We start from the raw sequence: 25,424 nt of genomic DNA on the forward strand, positions 1-25,424 counted from the left end.
GCGTCCTTGCAAAGACAGTTATTTTTGGCTTGCCCGCGCCGCCTGGAAAGCCTCGCTGTGCGGGAAATCTTCGAGCGCGGCATCGAGCAACGCAGCCGGTGAGACGCGCGCGCCGCGGCACGCGTTCAGCCACAGGCGCTGCCACATGTCTCGCGGGTTCGCGATATTCTCAACCTCGTAGGCGACGCCGCCTGCTCGCTCCCACAGCGCGCGCGCCGAGTCGCGATCGGGATAGAGGTTGGCGAATTCGCGGACTAGCTCGCCCGGTACAGTCGCACGCGCGGCCTGCGCTCTTGGCGGTGCGACCTGCGCAGGACCGGCCGCGCTCGGCAGCAGATCGCCGGCGCGCCGGAGAAAGTCTAGAAAGCATTCGGCCGATGCCCGGGCGGCAAACTGGCGGTAGCGATCGTCCTTGAGCGGATCACCGCAGTCAGAAACCCCCTTGACGACGATAAACGGCACAGCGAGCGAACGTGCCAGTGCGCCGATCGCCGATGCCTCCATGTCGAGACCCAGAACCTTCCGCATTGCCGGTGCAATCCGGTCGAAGACCTCCGGGTCTTCCTGCACCGCGGCTCCCGTCGCCATGGGCGCAACGTGGACGGCGTACCCTCTAGCGGCCGGTGACTGGGTCGGATGACGCAGCCGAAGTTCGTCAATGAACGCGTTTCCGGCTTCCGTCAGAGCGAGCGCCGGGTCCACGTAGTCCCGACGGCAAAGACGGTCGAAGACGTCCGGCCAGTCAGCGCACCACTGCGCAAACCCTGCGTCGTTGCGTGGGTCCTGCCCTTCGGCCAGCGCCCTCAGCACCCATTCTTCTTGCCACTCGAGCGGAAGCACCGGCCGCAACCGCTCCCAGTCACCCGACGCCGGTCGATAGGCACGCAGGCGCTGCACCCAGACGTCCGGCGGTGAGTACACAATCGGATCGCCCTGGAAGTGGGGCGCGCCATCCGCGTCAACGTTCACCTTTCCGGCGTCGTATGACCAGACCCGCTCCGCGAAGATGACGTCGCCCAGATTGACCTTACTGCGCCGACCGGCACAGATGCCCGTCATCCCGATCAGCCTCGGGCGGTAGGCGTTTGCGAACACGCTGGCCACCGCCTGGTTGTGCTCCCGGCCCATCTGGGCGCCGAATGTTGCACAGACACGGAACGCACCGCCGCTGACCGCGTGGAACGTGGCAAAACTTGCCAGCCAGCCGTCGACCGACGCGCGCTCGTCCCAACCCTTGCCCGCAAGCCCCGCGTTCACCGCCACCACAGCGTCATATTCGTCCTTCAGGGCGCAAACGATCAGAACATCGGTCTCGTCAGGGGGGGAGCGGTCGCTGGAAGCCATCATGGGTCTCTGGGTAATGTTGATCCCCGTTCCTGTCCGGACGCAGGTCGCTGCGGGGTCCGATGGCATCTTAGCATTGGGTCCAGAGCCGGCCGAGCGCACTGCCGCTCGCACAACTAAAGTTGTTACCACCGTTGTGCAATGCAAAAGCTCCTGCGAACCCCCTCCCTGCAAGGCTTCTGGGCCAGATCGCATTTCAACTAATGTTGTAACCATCGCGTCGATGTCGGCAACCAAAGTTGTTGTAACGCAATGCGCGATTTCAATCGAAGTGGTATCGCAGTGTGCGGTGGGGAGCAGGCAGACGGTCGTCGCGCGCAAGATCGACGGCCTGTGTCAGCGTCGACGCGCGGTAACGGCGCACGGGATGGCAAAGCGCGGGGTAGTTACGACTTTGGTTGAAATTTAGTCACAACTTTAGTTGTGTGAGCGGTGATGGATCGACGCGCGCCTCCGTGTCCTGAAATGAAGGGGTAGATAGCCCCAATTATGTGGAATTGGACGATTTTTTCGTTGGGAACTAAAACTGTCGAGCTCCGGCCTGCGATGATATGTTCGGAGTTCCTGATATTGCCCAGAAAGCCAAGTCGACAGGCAAATTTCGACCCTTCGGAGACAGACGGATACAACTTTAGTCCGTCCGCTTTCCAGACAGAAGCCGTCCGCTTGTAGCGGCGGCCAAACAGAAGACTTGATATTAACAACTGAGCTAAGTCGCCGCGCCCAGATCCCTTTTGCGCGTTTCCGCAATCAGCAGCAACGCAGCAATCGAAATGACCGCTGACGCGACCATAAACCACGCAACCGAGGATCCCTTCCCGGTGGCCGACAGTAGTGCTGTCGTCACGATCGGCGTCGCGGCGCTGCCCAACAGTCCAGACAGCATGTAGCTGACCGACAGGCCCGAGTATCGAATCTGAGTGCCGAACAGCTCCGCGAGAAAAGTGGCAATCGGTCCGTAGTTGGCGGCGAAAGCGGTCATCATCAATAAGTATCCCAGCAATGCGAAGGCGAACTCGCGTGTGTCGAGCAGCCAGAAAAGCGGGAATGCCAGCAGCGCCTCTGCGACGATTCCGCCGACGATCACCGGCTTGCGCCCGATCAGATCCGAAAGCTGCCCAAACGCGGGCAACATCACGACGCAAAGCGCGCAGGCGATGAGCGCAACGGAAAGCATCGCGTTGCGAGAATAGCCGAGTGTTTGCGTTCCATAGGTCAGTCCAAACGCAACGATCAGGTTGAACGACGTACCGGTCGACATGGTCGCAATGCCGCCCAGCAGCACCTGTTTCCAGTGCTTGCCCAGCAGTTCGACCAACGGCACTTTGACCCGAGCGTTGGTGTCCCTGACCTTACGGAACGACGGCGTTTCCGACGTGTTCATTCGAACGTAGAGACCGACGGCGACCAGCAACACACTGCAGAGAAAAGGGAGACGCCACCCCCATGCGAGCAAGGCGCCGTTAGGCAGACACACGTTACTCAACAGGAACACAAAGTTGGCGATTAACGTGCCCGCCGGCACGCCAATTTGCACCCAGGAACCGTAAAGGCCACGCCGGTTGGCTGGGGCGTGTTCGACTGCCATCAACACCGCCCCGCCCCATTCTCCTCCGAGCGCGAGACCTTGCACGATGCGTAGCGTGATCAGCAGGACTGGCGCCCAGATACCGATCGACGCATAGTCTGGCAGGAGCCCAATGCAAAATGTGGCCATGCCCATGATCACCAGCGACACCAGTAGCATCGACTTGCGCCCTAGCCTGTCGCCGAAATGACCGAACAGCGCCGCGCCAACGATACGCGCAAGGTACGCAGATGCAAACGTGCCGAAGGCAAGCAACGTGCCGATCAACGGCACAAAACCCGGAAAGAACACCTTATTGAACACGAGCGCCGAGGCAGTCGCGAACACGAACAGGTCGTACCATTCGACGGTCGTGCCAATGACACTCGCGACCGCAATTCTTTTCATGCTGTGCTCGATTTCATCCGGTTCGAGGGTACCGTCGAGGGTGCGGGCGTGATTCATGGGAGGCTCCACGGGAAATTGGGACATACGAGTTCTTTCGGGTCAGCGGACGCAACCGTCGATTTCAGCGCGTTGGGTCGTGTATCAGCCCAACCCGGCTTGCTGGCGGCCGGACGCCTAGGCTAACCGCGGCGTCCGGAGCACATTTCCGTGCACGGGCCGATACCGGCCATAGTCTGCGGAGCGTTAATTTGTCGAGTGTTTGATATACGCAATGACGTCGTCAGCGCTCGACACGTCAGCGTATCGCCGGCCGACATCGCGCAGATTGTCACGGTGCGGTCCTTCTTCGATATCGCCCACGCAATCTTCCGGAACGATCGTGCGGAAGCCCCACTGGAAACTGTCAATGGTCGATGCGCGAATGCATCCGCTCGTATTGCAGCCCGTGATGATGACCGTCTCGACGCCTTCCTTGATGAAGAAAGGCACTACCGGTGTCTGGAAGAATATCGACGGGCCAAACTTGCAAACCACAACGTCGTAATCCTTGTCGTATATCCGAGGGTCCAGTGCCGAACTCGGATGATCGAGTCTGAACTGATCCCGAACTGCGGAAATTTTCCAGTGCGGCATGTCACGCTCGGTTTTGTAAGCGGTGAAACATGTTGCGATGGGTACGTTGTGCGCGCGAGCCACCTTGAGAAGACGCGCGGTATTTTCAAGTCCACGCATCACGAGCGGCGCGCCACCAAGTGGGTATTTCGACTCGGTGAAGGCCAACTGATAGTCCACGACGACAATCCCGACCTTTCCCTTCATGCCGATCTCTACGGCTCCATACGAGCGATGTTTGTAATCGTCCATTTTTTCCTCCAAATCAATGGTTTAAATGTCATTGCACGTAAGAGTCTACGGGTGCAATATACGTACAACAATACGTATCGGTTACGTACGAAATCACCCTGCCTACGAGGAGGTTGTGTGAAAGGAATTCCAGCTGGCGCGTCCATGTCTGAACCAATCAATTACGAGCAGGTTTTCGCGCACGTACCGGTCGCACTGATGGTCACCCGACAGCGGGTGATATCTGCTTGCAACCGGCAATTCCTGGACATGTTTCGCGCCACCGGCGACGCCCTGGTAGGCCAGACAGTCCGAGTGCTGTACCCAAATCAGGTGGCTTTCGAGCGCTTCGGCGCACGCGTAATTCCGGCGCTCAAAAGGTTCGGCCGAATTACAGAGCCGCGAGCCATGCAGAGGGCTGACGGCGAGCTTTTTTGGGTGAATGTGACGGGTGTCAGTGAACACCGGGACGATCCGTATCGCGAGGCGCTGTGGTTCTTCTCGGAGATGGGTGTCGCAACAAGCCTATCGGGCGGAGCAAGCTCTGCCAATAAATTTATCGCAGAGGCCAAAAATTCAATGACCAAGCGCGAGCGTGATGTGGCCGCGTTACTTATCCAGAACCAGACTGCGAAGGAAATCGGAATAGCGTTGGGTATCAGCCCTCGAACCGTTGAGGTCTTTTGTGGAAAACTGTTGAAGAAATTCGACGCGCCCTCGACACACGAGCTTGTTAAAACGCTCCTCGCCTAGAGTTGTTCGACGGAAACGACAATGCTCGGCTATATGGCCGATGTCGAATTGACAACGGGCATTCGCACAGTCCGCCTGACCGGCGGCTCCTGGCCGAACACGGTCCGGCCAAGTACGATGGATGAGGCTCCTACGCTGTCCATTCGAAAGGAATTCCTGATGAAACTCGCCGTCACTGCGTTATCGATAGCGGCTCCCGACAATGTCGATTGCAGCACGCGATCTTCGTGCAGCTCCGTGGCATGAGCCCGCGCGTCCTGAAAACCTGGCGCACTGTGTTCCATCACGGTGAATGGCTGACCGCTGCACAGATAAATGAGCGGCAGAATTGCCCGCCTTCCGGTACGTCGCAGTCAGTAAGCGACTGGAAGCATGGCGGCCGCATCTACAGCGTGACTGTAAGCGGACACGAGTACTTTGCGGCGTATCAGTTCGATCCGTGTCATCAGCCGCTACCAGTTATCAGCGAGGTTCTCGCTGCGCTCGGACCGCTCGCCGATGCCGGCAAGATCGCGGCATGGTTCCACTTCCCGAATGGCTGGATTAGCGACGATGAAGGGCGCCCGGTTGCGCCGAAGGATGCGCTCGACCGCCCCCGTGAAGTGATTGCCGCTGCCAGGCGAAATCAGAACACCTACGTAGCGTGAGAAGCAAGGGGCTGGACGAGCGGATGGAGCGGCTCGTCGGCCACTACCACAGCAGGCGAAGGCGAGGCAACGCTGCCGGGCGATCTTGAGAAAACGCTATGTCTCACCCGTCACGTGTGCGTTGCCCCCTGGCATCAGCGCTGGCCGTTGAGAAAGTTGAACCAGTCGTGCGCGTAGGCGCAGCCGCGATCAGGAATACCTGAACCGCCCAGCGTCCGGCCGAAAAATGTCCTGGCGGGCTCGGGAATCTCGCCCAGCCGTGCGTAACGGAAGCCTGCGTCGTTCATGCGAACCGGCACCTCCGGTTTCGCAGGTCTCGATGGTAACTCTTCACGCCCCTGATTCAGTGCCGTAGCAAGACAACGCGTAACAAGGTCCCACACCCTGCCTGCCCATCGCGGATAACTACGCACCATGACGGGCTCATCCACCTCGCCGAGAACCTCATCTTTCAGAGCCACCCTGTAATCCGCGAGTGCCCCGCCACTCATTCGCGCGACATCCGCCGTCGCGATGACACGTTTTCCGCTTTCCCGTCCACCGGGCAGGTGACTCGAAGCATCCACTCCTTTTGATGACTCTCTCATTCGGTACAGCAGTCCTGCAAATGCATATCTGATCGAGGATTCGTACCCGCACCACGATCGCCTGCGAGTTAAACGGAAAATTCGTCGCTTACTTCGGGACGCTGGTACAGGCCATCGCCACACGGGCATCAGCGCTGGCGATTCGCCGGAACAATATTTCGCTGGCGAATGCCGCAGCGCGCTCCATGGACAGCGACGGCCCGAGCAGGTCATGCATACGGCTATCGGCGACAGCTGTCGTCGACGAAAGGCCTGCCGCGCCAGCCTCGACGATCGAATCCAGCTGGATAGCGTCAAGCAGGACGTCCGGTTTACCGACAAACATCTTGGCCGGTCGGTCGAGGTGATTGTCGCTGCGTCACGGGGACATGGTTGTCGCTCCATTCGGGTTGTCGGTGGGTAATTGACGGCGGCGCTCTTTCTGTTTGTCGCTGGCTGTGCGGCGCCGATAGCTTTCGACATTCAGCTCGAAGATCGTCGAGTGATGGACGAGCCGGTCGATGGCGGCCACCGTCATGCCGGGGTCCGGGAAGACGTCATTCCAGCCGGAGAATGGCTGGTTGGCCGTTATCAGAAGACTTTTCCGCTCGTATCTTTCGGCGATCAGCTCGAACAGCACGCTGGTTTCGGCCTGATCCTTCCTCACATACGACAGATCGTCCAGGATGATCAGGTCGAACCGATCGAGTTTGGCGAGTGCGGACGGCAGTTGCAAACTCTGACGCGCAACCTGGAGCTTCTGCACAATTTCGCCGGTCCGGGTGAACAACACACGATAGCCGGCATCGATCAGGGCGTGTCCGATTGCGCTTCCAAGATGACTTTTGCCGCCTCCAGGCGGCCCGAACAGGAGAATCGTGGCGCCTTTCTCAAGCCACGAATCGCCGGTGGCCAGCGCCATCACATGCGCCTTCGAGACCATCGGCACAACACCGAAGTCGAAGGTGGCGAGCGTCTTGGTCGGATCCAGATGTGACTCGGCACGATGACGCTCGATTCTTCGTTTGGCGCGCTCGGCGAGTTCATGTTCGAGCAATGCACCGAGTAACCGCGACGCCTGCCAGCTTTCCTTGTCCGAGCGTTCAGCGAAGTCCGGCCACAACCGGCCGATCGTTGGCAGGCGCAATTCGTTGAGCATCAGCGCGATACGGCCTGCATCGTAGGCGGCATTCATGCGAGCACCTCCTCATCGAGCAACGTGTCATAGACCGCGACGGACGGCATCTCGACGACAACCACCGGACACTCGGCCCGGCGCGGCGCGAACTCATCGAACAGCGCCTTCAGATCGGGCAGTTCACCGAGTTCTAGCAATGCGTCGAGCCTCTGCGCCAGTTGCGCCTCGACGCCGTGGTTTCCTGCCAGCTCGAGCAGGCCCACCATGGTCTTGCATGCGCTGCGCGGCGTCAGCGCCTCCTCCAGTCGCTCCCAGGTCCGTCGGTAGGCTTCACGCGGAAACAGATCGTCACGGAACGCGAGGCCCCTGAAGGCCTGCGGCTTGCGTTTGAGCGAATCGATGAAGTGCCGGTAGTCGATGCCGCGACCGCGCCGTTTGCTCGTGTGCGTGGCTCTCGCCGTGCTGTGCACGAGCGCGCCGGACAGATAGCAATCGAGCCGGTCACTGTAGAGGCGTACCTTCAGGCGATGACCGATCAGCCGCGACGGGGCGCTGTACAGGACGCAACGCACGGTGAACGTGCCGCAGCGTGTCACGCGCGCCTCTTCCTCGGCGAAGTCGGTGGTACGGTGTTCAGGCAGATCTAGCAGGTGTTCGCGCTCGATCTGGAACGCTGCAGCGTTGCGCCGGTTGCGGCGCATCACCACCCCGCGCACGAACTCGTCGTACGCGGCCCGGTCCGCGAAATCGCGGTGACCGCGCAACTCCAGGGCCTGATCGACCTGATCCTTCAGATAGCGATGCGAGGATTCGACGCTGCCATTCTCATGACCCATGCCACGGTTGTTGCGCGTGCCTTCCATCCCGTAGTGTTCGAGCAGCGCTGCATAGCGAACCGTGAAGTCTTCCTCTTCCTGCAGGTTTCTGAAGGCCGCCGACAGGCTGTCGGAACGATGTTCCCGTGGGCAACCGCCGGCCTGCCACAGCGCGTTCTGCAATCCCGTCGCCAGCGCCTGGAAGCTCTCACCACCCTCGACCACGCTCGCGTATTCCCAGCGCGAGAACGCCAGCACGAAGTGATACAGCAGGTGGTTGAACGGGATGCCGCCAATCGTTACGCACAGCTTGTCCATGTGCGTGAAGTCCGACAGGCCTCGCGCGCCGGGCTGATACGTTTGAGGGAAGAATACTTCCTGGTTCGGACCTTCGAGCGCGCGCCACTGGCTGACATGACGCTCAAACGTGCGCCGCATGCTGTCAGGAAAGCCGTCAGGATGGTCCTCCTGCAATTTGCGCAGCAGGGTGATCGCCTTCAGCTTTGGCGCAGCGCGCAGCAATGGGACCACTTCGCTCTCCCAGACATCGACGAACGGATCTGGGCGCGAGCGCCAGTAGCGCCGGGGCTGCTGTGACGGTAGTCCGGCTTCGTGTTCGACACGCCGCGCCGTGCGCTCGCTCATGCCTGACTTCGCCGCGGCGAGCTTCTGCGGATGGTGTTTGCGATGGTTCATGTAGAGGCGGACCTGCTGGTCGGTGATGCGGCTTCCAGACATGGGCTGACCGCCTCTTTTAGGTTCAGTCAGCCATCCTAAGCCTCGCCGATCCGGCGCCGCCGGTAGTTCGTCGTCTCCGGCGGCTACGCCGCCTCCGACTCCGCACTACCGGCCAAGATGAATGTCGCTACACCGGACGTAGTCATTGTCGCCGCCCACCAGCACCGCGATCTCAAACTCGAACTGTGCCGCGCGCGCGATCATTCCGGCAACGGTCTGGTGCGCGTGCGAGAGCGTGATGCCGTACGCGACGGCGACGTCGATCAGTGGCCAGCGACGCGTGCCAATCCCGTAGCGGTGCGCGAGCAGCTCGGCATCCCGAACAATTTTGGCTTCCAGTGGCTGCTCCGGCCTGACCAGGTTACGTCCGCGGGCGGCCAGACATTCCGCGACGCGGCGGATTGCGGCTTCGAGCGTTTGAGCCTCTACGACCACGCGCCACCTGCCATCACGCACCCCTGGATGCGCCGCCGGAGGCGTCAGCAGTTGATCCGGCGCAAGCAGGAGTGCACGCTCCCAGTTGCGAAGATGGGCCACGGTAAGCGCCTTCGGAAACGTCCCCTGCTCCCACTGCAACAACGTGGGATTTGATACCGCACAGACGCGCGCCACTTCCGCAACCGAAAGACCTAGCTCCTCGCGCAGCCGCCTGGCGTGAGGGCCGATTTCCCTGCACTGGGCCGGGGGAATTCGCGTCTGGAGATCACCCCGTCGTCCTCGGGCGACTGCACTTCCAGCATTGAACACGGGATCCGGCAACGGCTGCATGTCATGGCTGAGCAGCCATCCTTGCGGCGCCTGCAGGGCAACTTCCAGCGCGTTCACGGTAGCTGTAGCAATGGCGTTGGGCCACCTTCCTTTCTCCCAGTGCACAAATTTTGATTGAGCCACACCCGCCCTGCCCGCGAGTTCGGCCTGGGTCAACCCCAACGCCCTGCGACGCTCACGCAGGCGTTGCCCGATCCGTAGTGCGCCGGATCGCGGAATCCACTCATGACCTCCGGTCATCCCGGTCTCCTGCCTGATACCTGTGATTTTTCATCGATCGGATGTTTTCGTCCGGCCCGGAAGTCTGGCGCTTCAGCGACCGAATCACCCCCGCCGTAATCAGCCAGCAAAAGCGTACGCATTGGCCCGCGCGTCATGCAGCGCGTGGTGCTCGCCGCCATGCCGGGCGAAGTATTCAGCGCGCCGTTCCCGGTCGCGACGACCCGCGATATTCTCGACCCGCCAGCCACGCGGCAGGGGGCCACCCAGCAGGAACCGGAACAGGTTCAGGTCCGTCTCGCAGTCGTAGCAGAGTACCGGTCCGGAGTCGCCGGGTACGCTGCCGAGCCATGCGCGTAGTGCCTCCCGCAGCCGGTCAAACGGCATCGCACGCCCCTCAAAATGGCCGAGCTGAGGCAGGACCACCTTGCGGACAAAGTCACTGCACCGTGCCAGATCAAAGTCGGTACGCTCGCCGTAGAACTCATCCCCGTTCTCGCCAGCGATGGCGAGACTGACCAGCTGGCAATGCCGGAAGTCAGTGTATTCCGTGTCGATGAAATAGCGGCTGTTCGAGCCACCTTGCAGCCCGGCCGGCAGCGGCCAGAGCAGCGCGCCGTGAAAGGATGTGTCCGTCATGTCCTGTTCTTCTTTCTTTTGCGGGCCCGCAGCGTGCAGCGCCGATCGCACCCCGTCCCGCAGCGGCACTCCCGGATCCCCGGCCCGATGATGCAGCCGGATGCCCCATGTGCATCCAGATCACCGCTCGCGCCCGCGTCACAAAGTCCGGCCATCCGATGCTGCTCAGGGTGCACTCCCGTCTTCCGGCGGGCCGTCCGCGGTGGCGGGCGCTTCCGGCTGCCCGCTGATCCCGTCCCGGCGCAAGCGGCGGTTCCGCCGCAGCGGCCCGGCGAGTACAGTCACGTGCTGGGGAAACGGAATCGTGGCGGCCCGGTCGCATCGTCACGGGTAGCGAGCGCGAAGCGCCGCAGGCGCGCGCGCAGCTGCGCGGACGTCTCGTCGGGCGGCGGTGCCGGCGGTTTCCTGTGCCTGCTCATGTCATCTCCAGAGGATGCGCCCTGGATGAGGATGAACTCACGCTGGCCGTGATAAGGGCAGTTATCGCCGCAAATTAGTCCCGTACCGGGCCGGAAAACGATCTTCTGGCGTAAGGCGTGTGCGTAATCTAAAGTAGAATTTCCCGCCTGCGCCCCGCTGCCGCCACCCGTGACGAAATCCGCGCCACCGTTCTCGCGATGCTCGCCGAGGCGGGCGACCCCGAACCGCCCTCCGGCACGCGCTTCCGCAAGATCGTGTCGGTACGCAAATTGCGCGCACGGCTCGGCGCCGGCGACCCCTCTACCCTGTCGCGCGTGCTCAACGACATCGAAACCGAAGTGGTCCGCACGGGCTTGGCTGGCGTGGCGATTCCCGATCTGCCGGATGAAATCGCGGCGCACATGCGCGCCTTGTGGCAGGCGGCCGTCGCCGTCCAGCTGGACGACGTCATGCGGCTCCGAGCTGACGCCATGCAGCAGGCGGAGGCATCGGCCGCGGCTCATCGTGACGCCGACCTGCGCACGGAAATGCTGCGGGTTGAACTGGCGGAACTGCGCTCGCAACTTGGCAGGCGCGACACCGAACTGGCGACGCTGCGGGCCGACTGCCGCAGCCTGACCGAGCGGTCCGGCGCTTACCGGACGGCCGCCGCAGACCTGCAGGGGCAACTGGAAGCGGCCGGCTCGACTCTGGTACAGATGAAAGAGACGCACGCAAAGGAATTCGCGGCCGTTCATACGCGTTACGAAGGCCTCTCCAGGCAGCTGCTGCAGGAAACCGAGCACCAGCGCCACGCGTTGCAGACCGAACGCGAACGGCTGACGGGCCAGATCGCCCAGGCGCAGGAACGCGCTGCGGCCCTCGAAGGGCTGCGCGATCGCCTGCTGAGCGAGCTGGCGGCCGAGCGGGACGCGCACCAGCGTGCGGCCGCAGAAGCGGCCGTACTCACCACGCTCGTTGCGGAACAGCGTGCGCTGCTGCGGATGCCGGACAGCCGCGGCACTGCCGGGTCCTCCCGACACCGGAAGGCAGCCAGTGGCTCGCCGACGCGGGCCACCACCAGCCGGCGTCGGCCGAAATGAACGGGCCAGCCTGTTTCGCCAGTTGGGTCGATACGGCCACGGAGCCGCCGCAGCGCCTGCCTGACGGCATCGACGCAGCGCTCGCATACATGGCCGATGCCACCGGCCACCCGGTCTATATGCGCTGGACGCTCACGTTACTCAAACGGGGTTGCCCGTCGCTCGCCGACGCGAAACGTGAACATCCAGTCGTATTCGCGCTGCTGCTCGATCACGACGCGGCGATCGAGTACTGGGAGCGCGGACGGCTTCGGGTGGTCGCCCCTGATCGCGCACCGGCGCCCGCCACAGTGCTGCTGCGTCTGCTGAAGCAGCACCGGCGCTTCAGGTTCGCCCCGGACGAGCCAGTCACGCTAGCGACGTCGTCGGCCGGTACCGCACGCGCGGCTATGACCGCCGTCGCCATATCGGAAACCGCCAGCCCGTGGGCCGGACCCGCCGTGTGGCTGGCAGCGCTTACGCCTGGAACGGACGCATCCGACCGCGCCTGGCTGGCGCGCGCGGGCCGCTTTGCCAATGTGTCTCCCGTCACAAATACGCTGGGCGCGGCGGACGACGCCCAGGCCGTCGCCCTCTTCCTGCGCGAGCGCGCGAGCCGTTCACCCCACACGCTGCGAGCCTATCTCGCGGAACTTCGACGCCTGATCCGGTGGTGCGACCGCCATCAGTTGGGGCCGTTGTCCGACCTGACCCGGGACAACCTGCTCACGTATCGGACGTCGCTCGAACGCACCCGCCGCACCACACCTGCGACGGGCACCACACGGAACCAACCAGCCGGATTGCAGGCCACCACCCGTGCCCGGGCGCTCGCCGTTGTGTCGAGCCTGTTCCGCTACTGGCTGCGGACCGGCTATGTGATCGCCAATCCCGCCGCCGAACTGTCCGGCGGCGCAGCTACCCGTGACAGCTGGACGCCGTCCCGGATCATGCCAATCAAGGTGCTGGCGCTGTGCGACGCGGTGGTCAGCGACGCCGCGCCGGACACGATGTCGGCGCTGGTCTGGGCGCGTCGCCGCGCGATCTGGTCCCTGTACCGCTACGCGGGCGTGCGGCTAGCGGAACTGGTGTGGTCTGAAGCGGAGGGGTTGCCCCGCCTCGACGTCGACCCGCAAGGTCAGTGGACATTGCACGTGCTGGGAAAAGGCGGCAAGCGCCGCTCGATTCCGCTGCCATCGGTCTGCGTGCCGGCACTGCGCGTCTACCGTCTCGCACGAGCCCTGCCCGAGCAGCCGTCGCCATTCGAACGGGTCGCACTGATCCACAGTGAGAAGCGCGACGCGCTGGGCCACAGCGGGCTGTATGACGAGGTCAAGGCCGTGCTGCTGGCTGCTGAAGCACAGGTGCAACCAGCCGACCTGACAACGCTCACGATCCTGCGCGCCGCATCGACTCACTGGCTACGGCACGGCTATGCGCGCGCACTGGTGGTAGATCACGCGGTGCCGCTGCCGGTTGCGCAGACACTGCTCGGCCACGCGTCGGTGCAGACGACGGCCGCGTACGCGCGTACCGACCTGACGCAGACACGTGCATTCGTGGAGGGGAGTTTTCCGCAACGAAAATAGTTGTCGACGATGATTGAGACGACATGCCAGCGCGCCCCTGCAATCGATGACACCCATTAGCGGGCCCGGTGTCAAGTGAGCAAACAACACCTTCGACTGCCTGAGCAGCCGACTTCGATTGCACTGACCTAATGCAGTAGCCGAGCGCACCCGTTTCTTCGATTCATGGCTGCGACGGATCGCGCCAGACACCCATCAGGCTCAAGCGATCGGCGTACATCGGTTGCCTGTCGCCCTGGTGGCTCTGCCACCCCAGAAGAACGTTGGTGCTGCAACACGTCCAATGAGTTCGCACAATATTCGTGGTTGCCAGACGTCCGGCACCAATCCAGGGCTGGCTCGTGTTGCAGGCGATCCGCTTTACTGCAAATCGGGGACGGCGGCACGGCATCCCATTCAATTGGGTGGCTTTTCGCCAGTCAACGATCAGGGCTTGCCGGTCGCCGTCGTAACGCTTATGCGAAGCAGCGGTTCACATCAAATGGTTTTCGCTCCTTCAGCATGTGGAAGCACGCACGGGCGAGCTTGTGGGCCAGTGCCTTGCGTGCGATCACTGAATTCGTCCTGGCTTTCTTGCGCTCGTAGAACTGCCTGGCTTCGGTGCTAAAGTGCATCGCGAAGTTGGCTGCTTCGATGAATGCCCAGCACAGGTATGGATTTCCGTTCCTGGTATTGCCTTCGCTTTTTTTCTTGCCATTGCTCATGCGCTGGCTGTCCACGCACCGCGCATAGGAGGCGAAGTTGCCAGCGCTGGCGAAACGTTCGATGGTCCCGGTTTCCAGTACGATCACAGTGGCAAGCGTCTGGCCGATGCCGGGTACCGTGGTCAGGAGGGCGTAGTCCGGACGTGGCGCGACCTTTTCCTGAAGACGCTTTTCCACGATGGCGATCTGTGCGGACAGCGTCGCGATGACCGCGACGTTCGCTCGGACCGCCAGCGCCACGTCGTCTGGGAGATGCAGCTGGTCGACAGTGGTCTGGTCCAGTTGCTTGACCTGATTGCTCGTGATTCGCGTGCCGGACTGACGCGCCGTAATGTTCTCAACGGCGAGAATGTGGCTGGTGCGGCTGCGCACCAGTTGCATGCGCTTGCGGGCCAGGTCACGCACCTGGCGATGCTCAGCCGGCAATATGGTGCCAGTGGGAAGGATGCCCAGACGAAGCAGATGGGCCAGGTAGCGCGCGTCGGTCTCGTCGCCACTGTGCTTGAGCCCATCGTACTTTTTGATCGCCGTGGTGTTGGCCAGATGTACCACGAAGCCGGCCGCCTGCAGGCCGTCGACAAGCCAGTACCAGTTGTACGTGGATTCGACCACGACGCCGGCCAGTTCGGGCCGCCACGGGGCAAGAAGCGCCAGAATCTTTGCCAGGTCGTTCGGCAGCCGCCTTTCGGCGACCACGCGATCGGTTTCGTCGATCACGCTCACCACGCTGTTGTTCGAATGCAGGTCAATGCCGCTATAGTTCATGATGACCTCCTTCCGGTTGAAGCGGTTTTGGCAAACTCACTTTAACCCCGTCGCCCGACAGGGCGGCGGCAGGAGGTCCGCTAGATGATTTTCAATCGTTGTCGGTCATAGTCGCTCGAGTCGCTACTTTGACGTCTCATCGGCCGTAGCCGCCACTCGCTCATCAGAGTTAGGGAGGCTGCTGTAGTTTACTGGCCAGCTATTCGCCGCGCGTAGCAGCGGACAACCGCTACCGACTTTGACGAACGCGCACTTTCGAGCCGCGGCGGTTGTTCAAAACTGCGAAGATTGAACGCCTGCTCCGCCTCCGCACCGTCGTTTCGCAACAGAACTGAGAGACGAGTGCATGCCAGCACCTATCAACCTTGGTGAGCCAGATACAGTTGCTTTACGCAACCCACTGCCTCGGCCGCCGCGAATTTGAGTTTTCTTGTCGAGCGGTGTTTACGTTCCGCTTCCGCAGCAGTTAGCCAACTCAGTGCATCGACCATGTAGGTTCGCGAGAGAAGCGCCCGAAATGCGCGCTAGCAACCACGGGCCACGATCACTATCTCGCATCATCGACATCAATGTGCCGGCAACTCCGTGTCTTTCGCCACTCCGAGATGAGGCTGAGCGCCACTTTTCTACTAGTTCCGCAAACGGCTCGATGCAATACAATACCTCCATTGGCGACGGGCCAAATTGTGCTGAGGAGCTATAAGTCCGAGTATGCTCCGAACCGTTCAAGCGACTTTAAATCCATTCTAAATGCAAGTAAGAAAGCAAAAAACTGGGAGACGGCAACAGTCTGCGTTGTCGCGGGCGCTCGCGTCGTCCAATCGTCGAGGCATTGTCCAACGTCGCCTTTTTGATAATCTAAGTGCAGTAGAAATTCGACACAGCGTATCTCAGGTTGCATCGCACCGGCACTTTGCAGACGCTGTTACTCTTTCTTACCGTGGTCCCGCAGGCATTTACCGACCGCATACTCCAAGGGTCGAGCTTAAAAAGAGTCTTGCCTGGTGTATCGGAATAATAGAGCACCACAAAGACAGCATTCAGTTTTTTCTAGACCAGCATCGAGCTCTCCTCGAATCCGTTTTTGAGGGGCGCAACGAGAATGCATTGCTCGTGCTGGATACCATTGATAAGCGGTGTGGCGTTTCGACTTGGTCGATCGCATTGCGAGGTTCGATTTTTTCCATGGCAGGCATGGAGGAACAGAAACGCTCATTTTTGAGCGACCTTTACATTCAAGCCGGGGACAATGAATTTTTTAAGGCCGTCGTTCAGAATATTGCGACCCGTTACAATAACATTGATGTCATATCGCCGGAATCAAGGTTTTTTGAAGAAAAGATAAAGAGAAGTTTCTCCGGTGAACTTCTTCATTTTTTAATCTACAAACTTGTACCAAACAACATAGAGTTTGATTTTGATTTTGAACACATCTTAAATGTCGAAAAGAATTCTTCAATAATTGATATTTTCGAATGTTTGATCGACGTCATATGCGAATACGAGCTTCGCGGAGACGCCAAGATCGAGTCTCAAGATATACAGCGTCTTGTTCGCGTTCTGAGTGCGCTTTTTACTTCCCCACGTATTACTGCGCTTGCCAATTCCTATGGGATAAAGTCAGATTGGAATTTTGAGGAAATTAATTTTTCAATCCTCGATTCTTATACGAAAGGAAACTATCAGCTGGTTTGTGACATGATGTCAGAGAACACTTGGCTTAAATACAATTTTTCGTTGTTTGAGATTTGGGCTCGCGCGCTAACGCGGGTGGAACGGCCAATCGAAGAAACCATGGTGCAAAGCTTGCTTAATGCGACTGGATCTGTCATGGTAAAGAATGAAAGTTACGACCGCTCATTAGCATATGTTTTGGCACACAGTCACGCTTTTTCCATGCTGGGCTGGTTCAAGGAATTGAATTATTTGGCGGCTCGGGAAGCAAAATTCCACTCTACCGAAAAGACTGCGGCACTTACGAGACTGTCAGTCAAGCTATCGGACGTCGCGTCCCCCCTAAAAGCAAAATACTTAGACGAGTCGTCACGAGCGGCCTATGTTGACGCAATGCAGAATGAAGCGAAACATTCTGTTGTCGTTTCCTTATTCAAAACGCTATTGGATCCGCAAACCAGCGCGCCCGATGTTCAAAGCTTTCCCGACGTCGCTCCCACGCGAGTGAGAAAATATATCGCGAGTTGGTATTTTGATAATCGTGAATACGAGAAAGCAGCCTCGATTCTAGAAGAGTTGGAGCAATCGTCTGATGCATTAGTTGCGCACGATGCAAGCAGGTTATTGATCAACGCTTATATTGCGATTGGTGACGCGGACCAAGCTGCTGGCACTTACGTGCGAACGGTGCTAAAGACCCCGCCACTTCTCAAGACTTTAGATAGTCACGCGCTGTGTGCGATCTGCGTTCCACAAATTGAAGCTACGACTTCAATATCCGTAGCAATTTCATTATCGATACATTCTCGATTTGTAAATAACACGTTTGACGCAGCACTTAAATATGCCTTCGAACGGTTTTTGGTTAATAATGGTGTGGCATTCCCTCTTGAACTCAGTTCTCTAGCCGGAATTCCAAGGGCACAACTGCTCTATTTTTATGAGCACGTTTGCACGCCGGAAGTAATGAAGCTCTATTTGCGATTTGACACGCCAAGACAAATCGAAGAGTACCGCGTAACAATATGCCGCCACCTTATTGATCAAGGCCATTCCGTCGAGACTATGGTTTTTGAAGTAAAGGAACGAACCCGGAAAATCGTGATAAGCGATGCGACGAAACATGTCGAGCAGAGTCGCATTTATGCTGACATCAGTTCGTTTTCCAATTCTTCGTCGAAAAACTTTCGACCATTATTCGAACGGTTCTCAGAACTTCGAGTAAACGATTATTCAACACGTAACGACGAAGTTCAGTTCAAACAGTTTGTTGAGAAGTTTGAGATTGATTCAAAGGTCGGCCGACATGCCTATGTGGTGCACCTCCAAGATCTTGTACTAAACGAAAAAAATTCGACGTTTCTAACGTTGTTAAAGTCGATGAGAGACGAATTTACGTTTGGGGACATGGGGTTGAAGGGATTCCTTAGCACGCGCATTCGACATGGGCATTTTCCGACGACGCTTCGGAAAGCCGTAGCGAACGAGGGCCTTTTGAGTCCGAAGCTTTCTACTTTAGGCGGTTATAAAAAGAACATTTGGCTGGATCGCTTTTCCGGTCTGACAGCAGCACGCAGCTCAGAACTGGATAAGGCGTTCGTAGACTTCGCGTCACGCTACCACACTTTGGTGGATGAGGTTAACGATAAGTGGCTCCTCATTTTTACGATTGATCAAGATATTTCCGGTCTCACAGAGAAAGGTGGTCGTCAAACTGCTCTTTTTAATTATTCGGTCACCGCACTTGAAGCCTTTTATATACAGGAGTTGCTACCTGCGGGTGCCACTTACAGCGATTTCGTCTCGACGGTTACCAGATGGTTGTGGGACCGGACCGAATTCAATCTGCAAGAAATCCGCCAAAAGATAGATCTAGAGGTTCGTGAGCGTGCAACACAATTGGTGGCGCAACTGGAAGGAAGTGTTGTTGCTACCGCTGCGGGACACAGAGAATTATCGAATTTCTGTGACGCGGTTGCCCGTGCCCGTACGGCGCTAAACCACGAAATCGATACGATAATTGGATGGTTTACCCGCTCAAGCGGCATAAATGTTCGTTCTTTTGAGTCAGATATCGCTGTTACCATCGCTCGCCTGTCAGCAGGGGCTGAGATTAATCATACGGATAGAACACAATTTTGCTTCCAAGGACGAGCGCTGACCTCATTTGTAGATGTCTTATACGTCTTATTGGAGAATTGCGTCACAAAATCTCAGCTATCGAAATCTGAGCTTTCGATCAACTCAGAGATTATCGAGAACGGCGACACCATCACTGTGTCGGTTTCAAACAACTGCGCAGCCGTTTGGAACGTAGACACAGAGAATTCTGCGCTTGATTATTACCGTGAGTCATATGGAAATTCGGAGTTCGCCTTGAGAGCGGCGCAGGGCCAAGGAGGATCAGGATTTTTCAAAGTATGGAAAGCATTGTCAAAAGACCTAGATTTGCAACATGCAATTAACTTTGGTTACCAAACCGCAACAAAGTTTAGTGTCAGCATTTCCATTCCAATCAAAGAGATGGAGAAAATCCGTTACCATGAGAATTCTAATAGTTGAAGACGACCTGGATAAGCGAAAAAAAATCGTCGAACTGGTCGAGTCCAAGATGGCGGACGTCGATGAAATTGTCGAGCGAGAGTCGCTTCGATCAGGACTAAGGACGATAATTGAAGATCGGCTTTTCGATGCAATTCTGTTGGATATGAGTATGCCGGGTTTTGACATTTCCGAGGATGAGCCAAGTGGCGGTGCGCCGGAAAGCTTTGCAGGTGAGGAAATTATGGCGCAAATGAAACTACGAGGAATTAAAATTCCTGTTGTCGTCATAACGCAGTACAAATCCTTCGAGAAAGGAACCGTTGGACTGCAGGAGCTAGTTTCAAAATTCACGGATGAATTTTCCGATTTCTTTCGAGGAGCGATTTACTATAATTCTGCGATAGAGAGCTGGAAAAAAGAACTGGTTGATCACCTTAAATCGGCTACGGCGAAATGAAGACAATTATTGTTGACGATCAGTACGAAAATAAAGCCCAAGTAATTGCAGCCATTCTAAAGAAAATAGGCGTCGATAACGTAGACCTCGTTGCGGGCGCGAAAGAGGCTCTACGGAAGATGCGGCGGGAGAAGTATGACTTACTCATTTTGGATCTTCAAATTCCTGCCGAAGTGGGAGCCTCGATCGACCCCTCGGGTGGCCGAGCATTATTAGAATACATTGGACTGAGCTCGGATATTCACAAGCCGACAGGAGTCTTAGGTGTCACAGCCCACTCTGACTCATACGAGCAATGTGAATCATTCTTTCGCGAACGGGGATGGGTATTGGTGTTAGGTGTCGAGGATGTCGAATATTTAGAAAGCATCTTGCTTACGCAGAAAGCACACCTTATGTCGCATACAACTCAATTCGATATTGCTATTATCACCGCGCTAGAACACACCGAGCTTGAAGCTGTACGGAGGCTCCCGTGTGGATGGCAGACGTTTAGACAACCTGATGATTTCAGTGTCTATTACACTGGAGAAGTAAGGACGAAGGACGGCGCAAAAAAGACGATTATTGCAACCAGTTTGCCCCGGATGGGAATGGCTTCGGCGGCAAGCGTTACGGCGAAGGTGTGCTTAAAATTCCGTCCGAAGTTGCTAGTTATGACGGGTATCGCAGCGGGTGTTAAAGGTGAAGTCGCTTTGGGAGACATAATGGTCGCCGATCCTTCGTGGGACTGGGGAAGCGGTAAGCTCACGATTCGGAAGGGAAAAGTCACATTCTTGGGCGAGCCAACTCAGATTCCTTTGGATCCTTCAATAGCCAGTGTTATGCGCAGCATTGCCGTTGAGCGTACATACCTTGACGAAATTTACGCGGGTTTTAAGTTGGCAAAGCGGCCGCCTCACGATCTAAATATGCATGTCGGACCAGTCACCAGCGGTGCTGTTGTCCTAGAAGATCCGGAGACAGTTGCCTTGATTCAATCGCAACATCGGAAGACAATAGGCGTCGAGATGGAAGCATACGGGGTAATGTCGGCAGCCTTTCATTCTGGACCAAACGCTCCAAAAACGGTTGTGATCAAGTCGGTGTGTGACTTTGCAGATCCGCTAAAAAATAATGAGTGGCAAGGCTATGCCGCTTACACAAGTGCACAGATGGCCTTTCGCTATATAACCGATCACTTTTTTTCTTGAACTAAACAACATGGCTGCTGCGCAACTTGGGCTGCCGAAGTCCTTCGGAGGCTCTGTTCGACGGCAGAAGAAGAAAGCATATCGGGTTCGTCGCCCGATTCAGGACGCAGCCAATCTAACCCCTTTTACCGTAGTCGACCTACTTGGTCGTTCGATGGCTTTGGGGCAGCGTCCTCTCCCAAAGGCTAACTGCGCTTGCACGTCCGCTAAACAGTGCAGGCAATATCACTTGGTGGGCGGTTCCGGGCGAGCGGAGCGCGTCCGGCAGCGGCGGGTCGCCGTTGCACTCAGCGAGTGGCGGTTAAGTAGCCCATAACAGCCCCACCAAGTCCAATGAGCGAGGGGCGCCTTCGGCCGAGTTCCGGTCAATCACAAAGGCGGCGTCCGGGCGACGACTCGGTCCTAAGATTCCCCGATTCGGAAACATTAAATCACGCCGACATCTCTTTGCCTTATGGCACCGCCGTGGCCCCGGACTGGACAGGTCTCCGAGGTCACGATCTCACGGTTCACATGTACCAGATGTTTAGCGGGGAAAAGCACACCGCGATAAGCCAGCGGATGGCTCTAGTCTCAATAATCATGTCGCCAATCTCATTAATATTGGCGCGAATCTCACGAATGCTGTCGTTTCACGGGAAAACCCACGGGACGAGATTCGGGCGAAGGTGTCGGCGTCAGACGCGTTTTCATGGATGCCAGTTTGGCACAATAATAATGCTGTTGTGATAAAGAATACTTATCTTAATAGACTTATTTATATGACACTATTTCTTAAATATCACTTTGAACATCTGGAATACGGCGATACTGCTCGTCGCGACCAACAAAACTGGGCCCCGGTCGGCGATCAAAGTTGACGTATAACCACCCATACCGATAAGACGCCTCCCGACGCTCACGCGCCGGGACCGGGCTTTCGCGCGACGCGTCGAGCCGCGTTCCGCGTCTCGCCCCTGCCGGGCATCAATCCCTGGCGCAGCAGTCAACCCCGTCAGCTTCTACCCGAGCGCGGCCGGCGCGGCATCCCTACCCGGTCAACCCGATGCACGGCATGCACCGGGCTCCCAGGTTCCCGCCCTTGACCCGCGACCGTAGCCGATAGCGGGCAGGCATCAAGGGGCGAGGGACCGTGTTGCCCGCACCCTCCCTCGCCTTTTTCCTTGACGCCTGCCCGCTATCGGCTCCTCAAGTCGCACGGGCGGAAACCCGGGCGCCTGGCGGCAGCAAAGCCAACCCCGGGTTCCACCGGGAGGTGTCCAGCCACAACGGCAAGACACGTCCCCCCGCCCGGTTCAGGCCCTCAACCCTTTGCTGTGGAGATTGCCATGCAACTCGCTTCCTCTTTTCATTACGGTTCCCCGATGCTCCGCTCGGACTCGCCCCTGTCGGACGATCAGATCCGCCGTGTTGCCCCGTCCATCTTCGCGGACAGCAAGCACCAAAGCCGCTCGGAGCGCTACACATATATTCCAACCATCGACGTGCTGCGGGGCCTGCGCAACGAAGGCTTCCAGCCATTCATGGTCTGCCAGACCCGTGTGCGGCACGACGACCGCCGCGAGTACACGAAGCACATGCTGCGGCTTCGCCATGCCGACCAGATCACCGGCGACGAAGCCAACGAAATCGTGCTGCTGAACTCGCACGACGGCACGAGCAGCTACCAGATGCTCGCGGGCATGCTGCGCTTTGTCTGCCAGAACGGCATGATCGCAGGCGACAACGTCGCCGATATCCGCGTGCCGCACAAGGGCAACATCGTTCAGAACGTCATCAATGGCGCGTTCGACGTGCTCGACGGCTTCGACCTGATCCACGAGCAGAAGGAAGGCATGCGCGCCGTCACGCTCGACCGCGACGAACAGCACGCGTTCGCCCGTTCCGCGCTCACCCTGCGCTACGACCCGACCGACGCCGACGCACCCGCCCCCGTCACCGAAAACCAGTTACTCGCGCCGCGTCGCTTCGAGGACCGTCGTGACGACCTCTGGACGGTCTTTAACTGCGTGCAGGAAAACCTCACCAAGGGCGGACTACACGGACGCTCGCGCACCGGGCGCTCGATGTCTACGCGGCCTATCACCGGCATCGACCAGAACGTGAAGCTCAACCGCGCCCTCTGGATGCTCGCGGACGCGATGCGCCAGATGAAGGCGTAAGCACGGCAGACGGGACAGCTTACAACGACTCAATTCCGTCACTTTCTGTCAGGACTCCTATCCGGGTCAAGTCCTGGCAGCATCCAGCACCACCTTGACCCGGAGTTCTCTTTCCAACTTTCTGGAGTCAATCATGCAAGCCCATGAAATTGAAACCACCACCACGGTGAGCGTAGCCGAAGCCGTGCCGGTTCTCGAAACCACTTTTGGCAACGAGCAGCCGGTCGTGACCGTCCCATATTTCAGCCTGCGCCGCTCGCCGCTCAACGCTCGCACGAAGCCGTTGTCGGGTATTTCCAGCCTTGCAGCCAACATCCGTGCGAAAGGGCTGCTGCAAAACCTCGTTGTCCATGAAATAAAGGGGAGTCGCGGCAGGCAGCGCAAGTACGGAGTCTGCGCGGGGCAGCGCCGTGAGGCCGCGCTCGACCTGCTGTTCGCGCAGAAGCACATCACCGACGACTACCCGGTACCCGTGCGAATCGTCAGCGAAGGCGAAGCCCTCGCCATTTCGCTGATCGAGAACAGCGAGCGCGAAGGACTCGATCCGTTCGACGTGCTACGTTCGTACCGGATGCTGGCCGGGGAAGGCCGCAGCGTCGGCTACATCGCCGCACTCTTTTCCGCTTCGCCCCTTACGATCAGGCGGCGCATGAAGCTCGCAAACGTATCGCCAAAATTGCTCGCGCTGCTGCGCGAGGATGCGATCACACTAGACCAGCTTGGCGCGCTCGCCCTCGCGGACGACCACGAAACGCAGGAACACATCTGGTTCGATGCGAACGACTGGCAGCGCCAGCCGAACTACCTGCGGCAGGCCATCACCCGCGCGGAAATCGACGCGAGCCGCACCCGTCTCGTCCGCTTTGTCGGCCTTGACGCCTATGAGGCTGCTGGCGGGTATGTGCGTCGCGACCTGTTCAGCGACGATCAGAACGCGGGTTATATCGCGGACACGGAACTGCTGCAGCGCCTCGTTGCACAAAAGCTCGACGCCGCCGCCGAGGAGGTCCGCGCCGAGGGATGGGGCTGGACCGAAACGCGCGTCGAGCGCGATTTTCTGGAACTGAACCGTCACGGCAGGCTGCGCCCGGTCCAGCGCCCCTACACCGAGGACGAGCAGCGCGAAATGGGCTGCCTCACCGCGCAGCAGGACGAACTCGCCGAAAAGCTCGAAGCCCTTCCGGAGGATGATGAAAACGCCTACGAAGAAGCCGACCGCCTCAATAAGGAAATCGAAAGCGTCAATGCCGCGCTCCTCACACTCGAAAGCCGCGCGGAGGTGTGGGACGAGCAGCAGATGGCCGAAGCGGGTGCGTTCGTGATCGTCGGCCCACAGGGTGAACTGCTTATCGAGCGTGGCCTCGTACGACGCGAGAACAGCGCTGCGCTCGACGCGGCAGGCGCGACTGTCACCGGCACGCCGGAAGCCGAAACGCCGGACACGTCAGGAGCGCCTGCACCGAAAGTCAGGCCCCTCCATAGCGCGAAACTCTGCCAGCGGCTCACCGCGCACCGCACCGCAGCCATCCGTGCGGAGCTGGTCGAGCAGCCTTCCGTCGCCCTCGCGGCGCTCCTGCGGCAATTGATCCCGCAGGCCCTGCCAGAGCATTACGGTCACACGTTCGCGCGGGACTGTCTGGCGCTTTCCGGCGAAAACAACCATGACAGGCTGCTGCGGGCGGCGGACGACCTGCCTGCAAGTCCCGCGTGGAGCGCCATCGAAACGCAGCGTGCCCGCTGGATCGCGGAACTACCTGCGAAATGCACCGACCTGCTGCCGTGGCTCGTCGCGCAGGACCCCGGCACGACGCTGCTCGATCTGCTCGCGTTCTGCACCGGTACCCTGCTCGATGGCATTGAGAGCGAGGAAAAGCCTCACGCGATCAATGCGCTGGCGGGCGTGCTGAACCTCGACATGACCCGGTACTGGACACCGACCCGCGCTACGTATTTCGATCACGTCACCAAGGCGCGCATCGCGGAAGTCGTGTCCGCCGCTGTGTCCCCAAAGGTTGCCGCCGACCTCGGGAAGATGAAGAAGGCCGACGCCGCTGCGGCCGCCGAACTGCGGCTCGCAAAAGCCGCGTGGCTCCCGGAAGTACTCACCGATCGGGAAACACCGGCCACGCCTTCGTGGGAAAGCCGCGACGACGAGCATGGGGACAACGACGCGGATATAGGAGCCGGTACAGGCGAAACGCCGGACAGCGAGGACGACGAAGCGCGACCGGACGCCGGGAGCGGCACCGAACACATCAACGATATGCCTCCCGATGCAGCGCGCGCTTCCGGCACAGGTAAGGCTTTGGCGCCGTGGCCTTTCCCGACCGCTGAGAGCATGAACAGCGCACAACCCGGCCCGCTGGCGAAATAGCCTCGCCCCGAATACGGGGCGAAGCAGGCGGCAGGC

The 25,424-nt window shown here is 58.9% G+C and carries 20 protein-coding genes; 9 read left to right on the forward strand and 11 right to left on the reverse strand.

The window, feature by feature from the left end; genetic code table 11:
- Positions 1–18: 18 nt before the first annotated feature.
- The 3 genes from HHL24_RS37350 to HHL24_RS37360 all read right to left on the reverse strand — a co-directional run bounded on the left by HHL24_RS37350 (position 19) and on the right by HHL24_RS37360 (position 4,183).
- Positions 19–1,347, reverse strand: coding sequence for a phosphorylase family protein (locus tag HHL24_RS37350; protein WP_206003191.1), 1,329 nt, complete (start codon positions 1,345–1,347; stop codon positions 19–21).
- Between the two features lie 706 nt (positions 1,348–2,053).
- Complete coding sequence (locus tag HHL24_RS37355; protein WP_169490330.1) at positions 2,054–3,376, reverse strand: MFS transporter; 1,323 nt, start codon at positions 3,374–3,376, stop codon at positions 2,054–2,056.
- Positions 3,377–3,562: 186 nt separating this feature from the next.
- Positions 3,563–4,183, reverse strand: coding sequence for an isochorismatase family protein (locus HHL24_RS37360; RefSeq protein WP_169490331.1), 621 nt, complete (start codon positions 4,181–4,183; stop codon positions 3,563–3,565).
- A gap of 144 nt (positions 4,184–4,327) precedes the next feature.
- On the opposite strand from HHL24_RS37360, the gene HHL24_RS37365 reads away from it, so the two are divergent.
- A complete protein-coding gene (locus HHL24_RS37365; protein ID WP_169490332.1) occupies positions 4,328–4,915 on the forward strand; it encodes a LuxR C-terminal-related transcriptional regulator in 588 nt (195 codons plus the stop codon).
- A 242-nt stretch (positions 4,916–5,157) separates the two neighbouring features.
- Positions 5,158–5,562, forward strand: coding sequence for a hypothetical protein (locus tag HHL24_RS37370; RefSeq protein ID WP_169490333.1), 405 nt, complete (start codon positions 5,158–5,160; stop codon positions 5,560–5,562).
- 134 nt (positions 5,563–5,696) lie between these two features.
- Here HHL24_RS37370 and HHL24_RS44345 read toward each other — a convergent pair whose 3' ends face one another.
- The 7 genes from HHL24_RS44345 to HHL24_RS37405 form a co-directional block, all read right to left on the reverse strand.
- Positions 5,697–5,849: a hypothetical protein gene (locus HHL24_RS44345; RefSeq protein ID WP_230417736.1), complete on the reverse strand. Its 153-nt coding sequence runs from the start codon at positions 5,847–5,849 to the stop codon at positions 5,697–5,699.
- Between the two features lie 388 nt (positions 5,850–6,237).
- Positions 6,238–6,474 carry a hypothetical protein gene (locus HHL24_RS37380; RefSeq protein WP_169490335.1) on the reverse strand — a complete coding sequence of 79 codons (237 nt, stop codon included), beginning with the start codon at positions 6,472–6,474 and terminating at the stop codon, positions 6,238–6,240.
- Positions 6,475–6,507: 33 nt separating this feature from the next.
- On the reverse strand, positions 6,508–7,323 hold the full coding sequence (gene istB, locus HHL24_RS37385; protein ID WP_169490336.1) for an IS21-like element helper ATPase IstB: 816 nt from the start codon (positions 7,321–7,323) through the stop codon (positions 6,508–6,510).
- Entirely contained in the window at positions 7,320–8,819 is a 1,500-nt protein-coding gene (gene istA, locus HHL24_RS37390) for an IS21 family transposase (RefSeq protein WP_169490337.1), read from the reverse strand. The genes istB and istA overlap by 4 nt, the downstream gene beginning before the upstream one ends.
- Before the next feature lie 105 nt (positions 8,820–8,924).
- The gene (locus HHL24_RS37395; RefSeq protein WP_169490338.1) at positions 8,925–9,827 is read right to left on the reverse strand and encodes a helix-turn-helix domain-containing protein; all 903 of its coding nucleotides are present in this window, start codon (positions 9,825–9,827) and stop codon (positions 8,925–8,927) included.
- A gap of 99 nt (positions 9,828–9,926) precedes the next feature.
- Complete coding sequence (locus tag HHL24_RS37400; RefSeq protein ID WP_329606802.1) at positions 9,927–10,514, reverse strand: 3'-5' exonuclease family protein; 588 nt, start codon at positions 10,512–10,514, stop codon at positions 9,927–9,929.
- A gap of 212 nt (positions 10,515–10,726) precedes the next feature.
- Entirely contained in the window at positions 10,727–10,864 is a 138-nt protein-coding gene (locus HHL24_RS37405) for a hypothetical protein (protein WP_169490339.1), read from the reverse strand.
- A 177-nt stretch (positions 10,865–11,041) separates the two neighbouring features.
- Between HHL24_RS37405 and HHL24_RS37410 the strand changes: the two genes are divergently transcribed.
- The gene (locus tag HHL24_RS37410; protein WP_329606803.1) at positions 11,042–11,947 is read left to right on the forward strand and encodes a DNA-binding protein; all 906 of its coding nucleotides are present in this window, start codon (positions 11,042–11,044) and stop codon (positions 11,945–11,947) included.
- Positions 11,944–13,515, forward strand: coding sequence for a tyrosine-type recombinase/integrase (locus tag HHL24_RS37415; protein WP_169490340.1), 1,572 nt, complete (start codon positions 11,944–11,946; stop codon positions 13,513–13,515). Before HHL24_RS37410 ends, HHL24_RS37415 begins: the two co-directional genes overlap by 4 nt.
- Before the next feature lie 455 nt (positions 13,516–13,970).
- Here HHL24_RS37415 and HHL24_RS37420 read toward each other — a convergent pair whose 3' ends face one another.
- Entirely contained in the window at positions 13,971–14,984 is a 1,014-nt protein-coding gene (locus HHL24_RS37420) for an IS110 family RNA-guided transposase (RefSeq protein WP_169490341.1), read from the reverse strand.
- Between the two features lie 750 nt (positions 14,985–15,734).
- On the opposite strand from HHL24_RS37420, the gene HHL24_RS37425 reads away from it, so the two are divergent.
- The 5 genes from HHL24_RS37425 to HHL24_RS37445 all read left to right on the forward strand — a co-directional run bounded on the left by HHL24_RS37425 (position 15,735) and on the right by HHL24_RS37445 (position 25,388).
- Positions 15,735–19,220: a hypothetical protein gene (locus HHL24_RS37425; RefSeq protein WP_169490342.1), complete on the forward strand. Its 3,486-nt coding sequence runs from the start codon at positions 15,735–15,737 to the stop codon at positions 19,218–19,220.
- Positions 19,201–19,659: a DNA-binding transcriptional response regulator gene (locus HHL24_RS37430; protein ID WP_169490343.1), complete on the forward strand. Its 459-nt coding sequence runs from the start codon at positions 19,201–19,203 to the stop codon at positions 19,657–19,659. Before HHL24_RS37425 ends, HHL24_RS37430 begins: the two co-directional genes overlap by 20 nt.
- Positions 19,656–20,852 carry a phosphorylase family protein gene (locus HHL24_RS37435; protein ID WP_169490344.1) on the forward strand — a complete coding sequence of 399 codons (1,197 nt, stop codon included), beginning with the start codon at positions 19,656–19,658 and terminating at the stop codon, positions 20,850–20,852. Before HHL24_RS37430 ends, HHL24_RS37435 begins: the two co-directional genes overlap by 4 nt.
- A 1,328-nt stretch (positions 20,853–22,180) precedes the next feature.
- The gene (locus tag HHL24_RS37440) at positions 22,181–23,014 is read left to right on the forward strand and encodes a DUF932 domain-containing protein (protein ID WP_169490345.1); all 834 of its coding nucleotides are present in this window, start codon (positions 22,181–22,183) and stop codon (positions 23,012–23,014) included.
- 133 nt (positions 23,015–23,147) lie between these two features.
- A complete protein-coding gene (locus tag HHL24_RS37445; RefSeq protein WP_169490346.1) occupies positions 23,148–25,388 on the forward strand; it encodes a ParB/RepB/Spo0J family partition protein in 2,241 nt (746 codons plus the stop codon).
- Positions 25,389–25,424: the final 36 nt, after the last annotated feature.

It is taken from the genome of Paraburkholderia polaris, assembly GCF_012927345.1.
GTDB classification, from domain to species: Bacteria; Pseudomonadota; Gammaproteobacteria; order Burkholderiales; family Burkholderiaceae; genus Paraburkholderia; species Paraburkholderia polaris.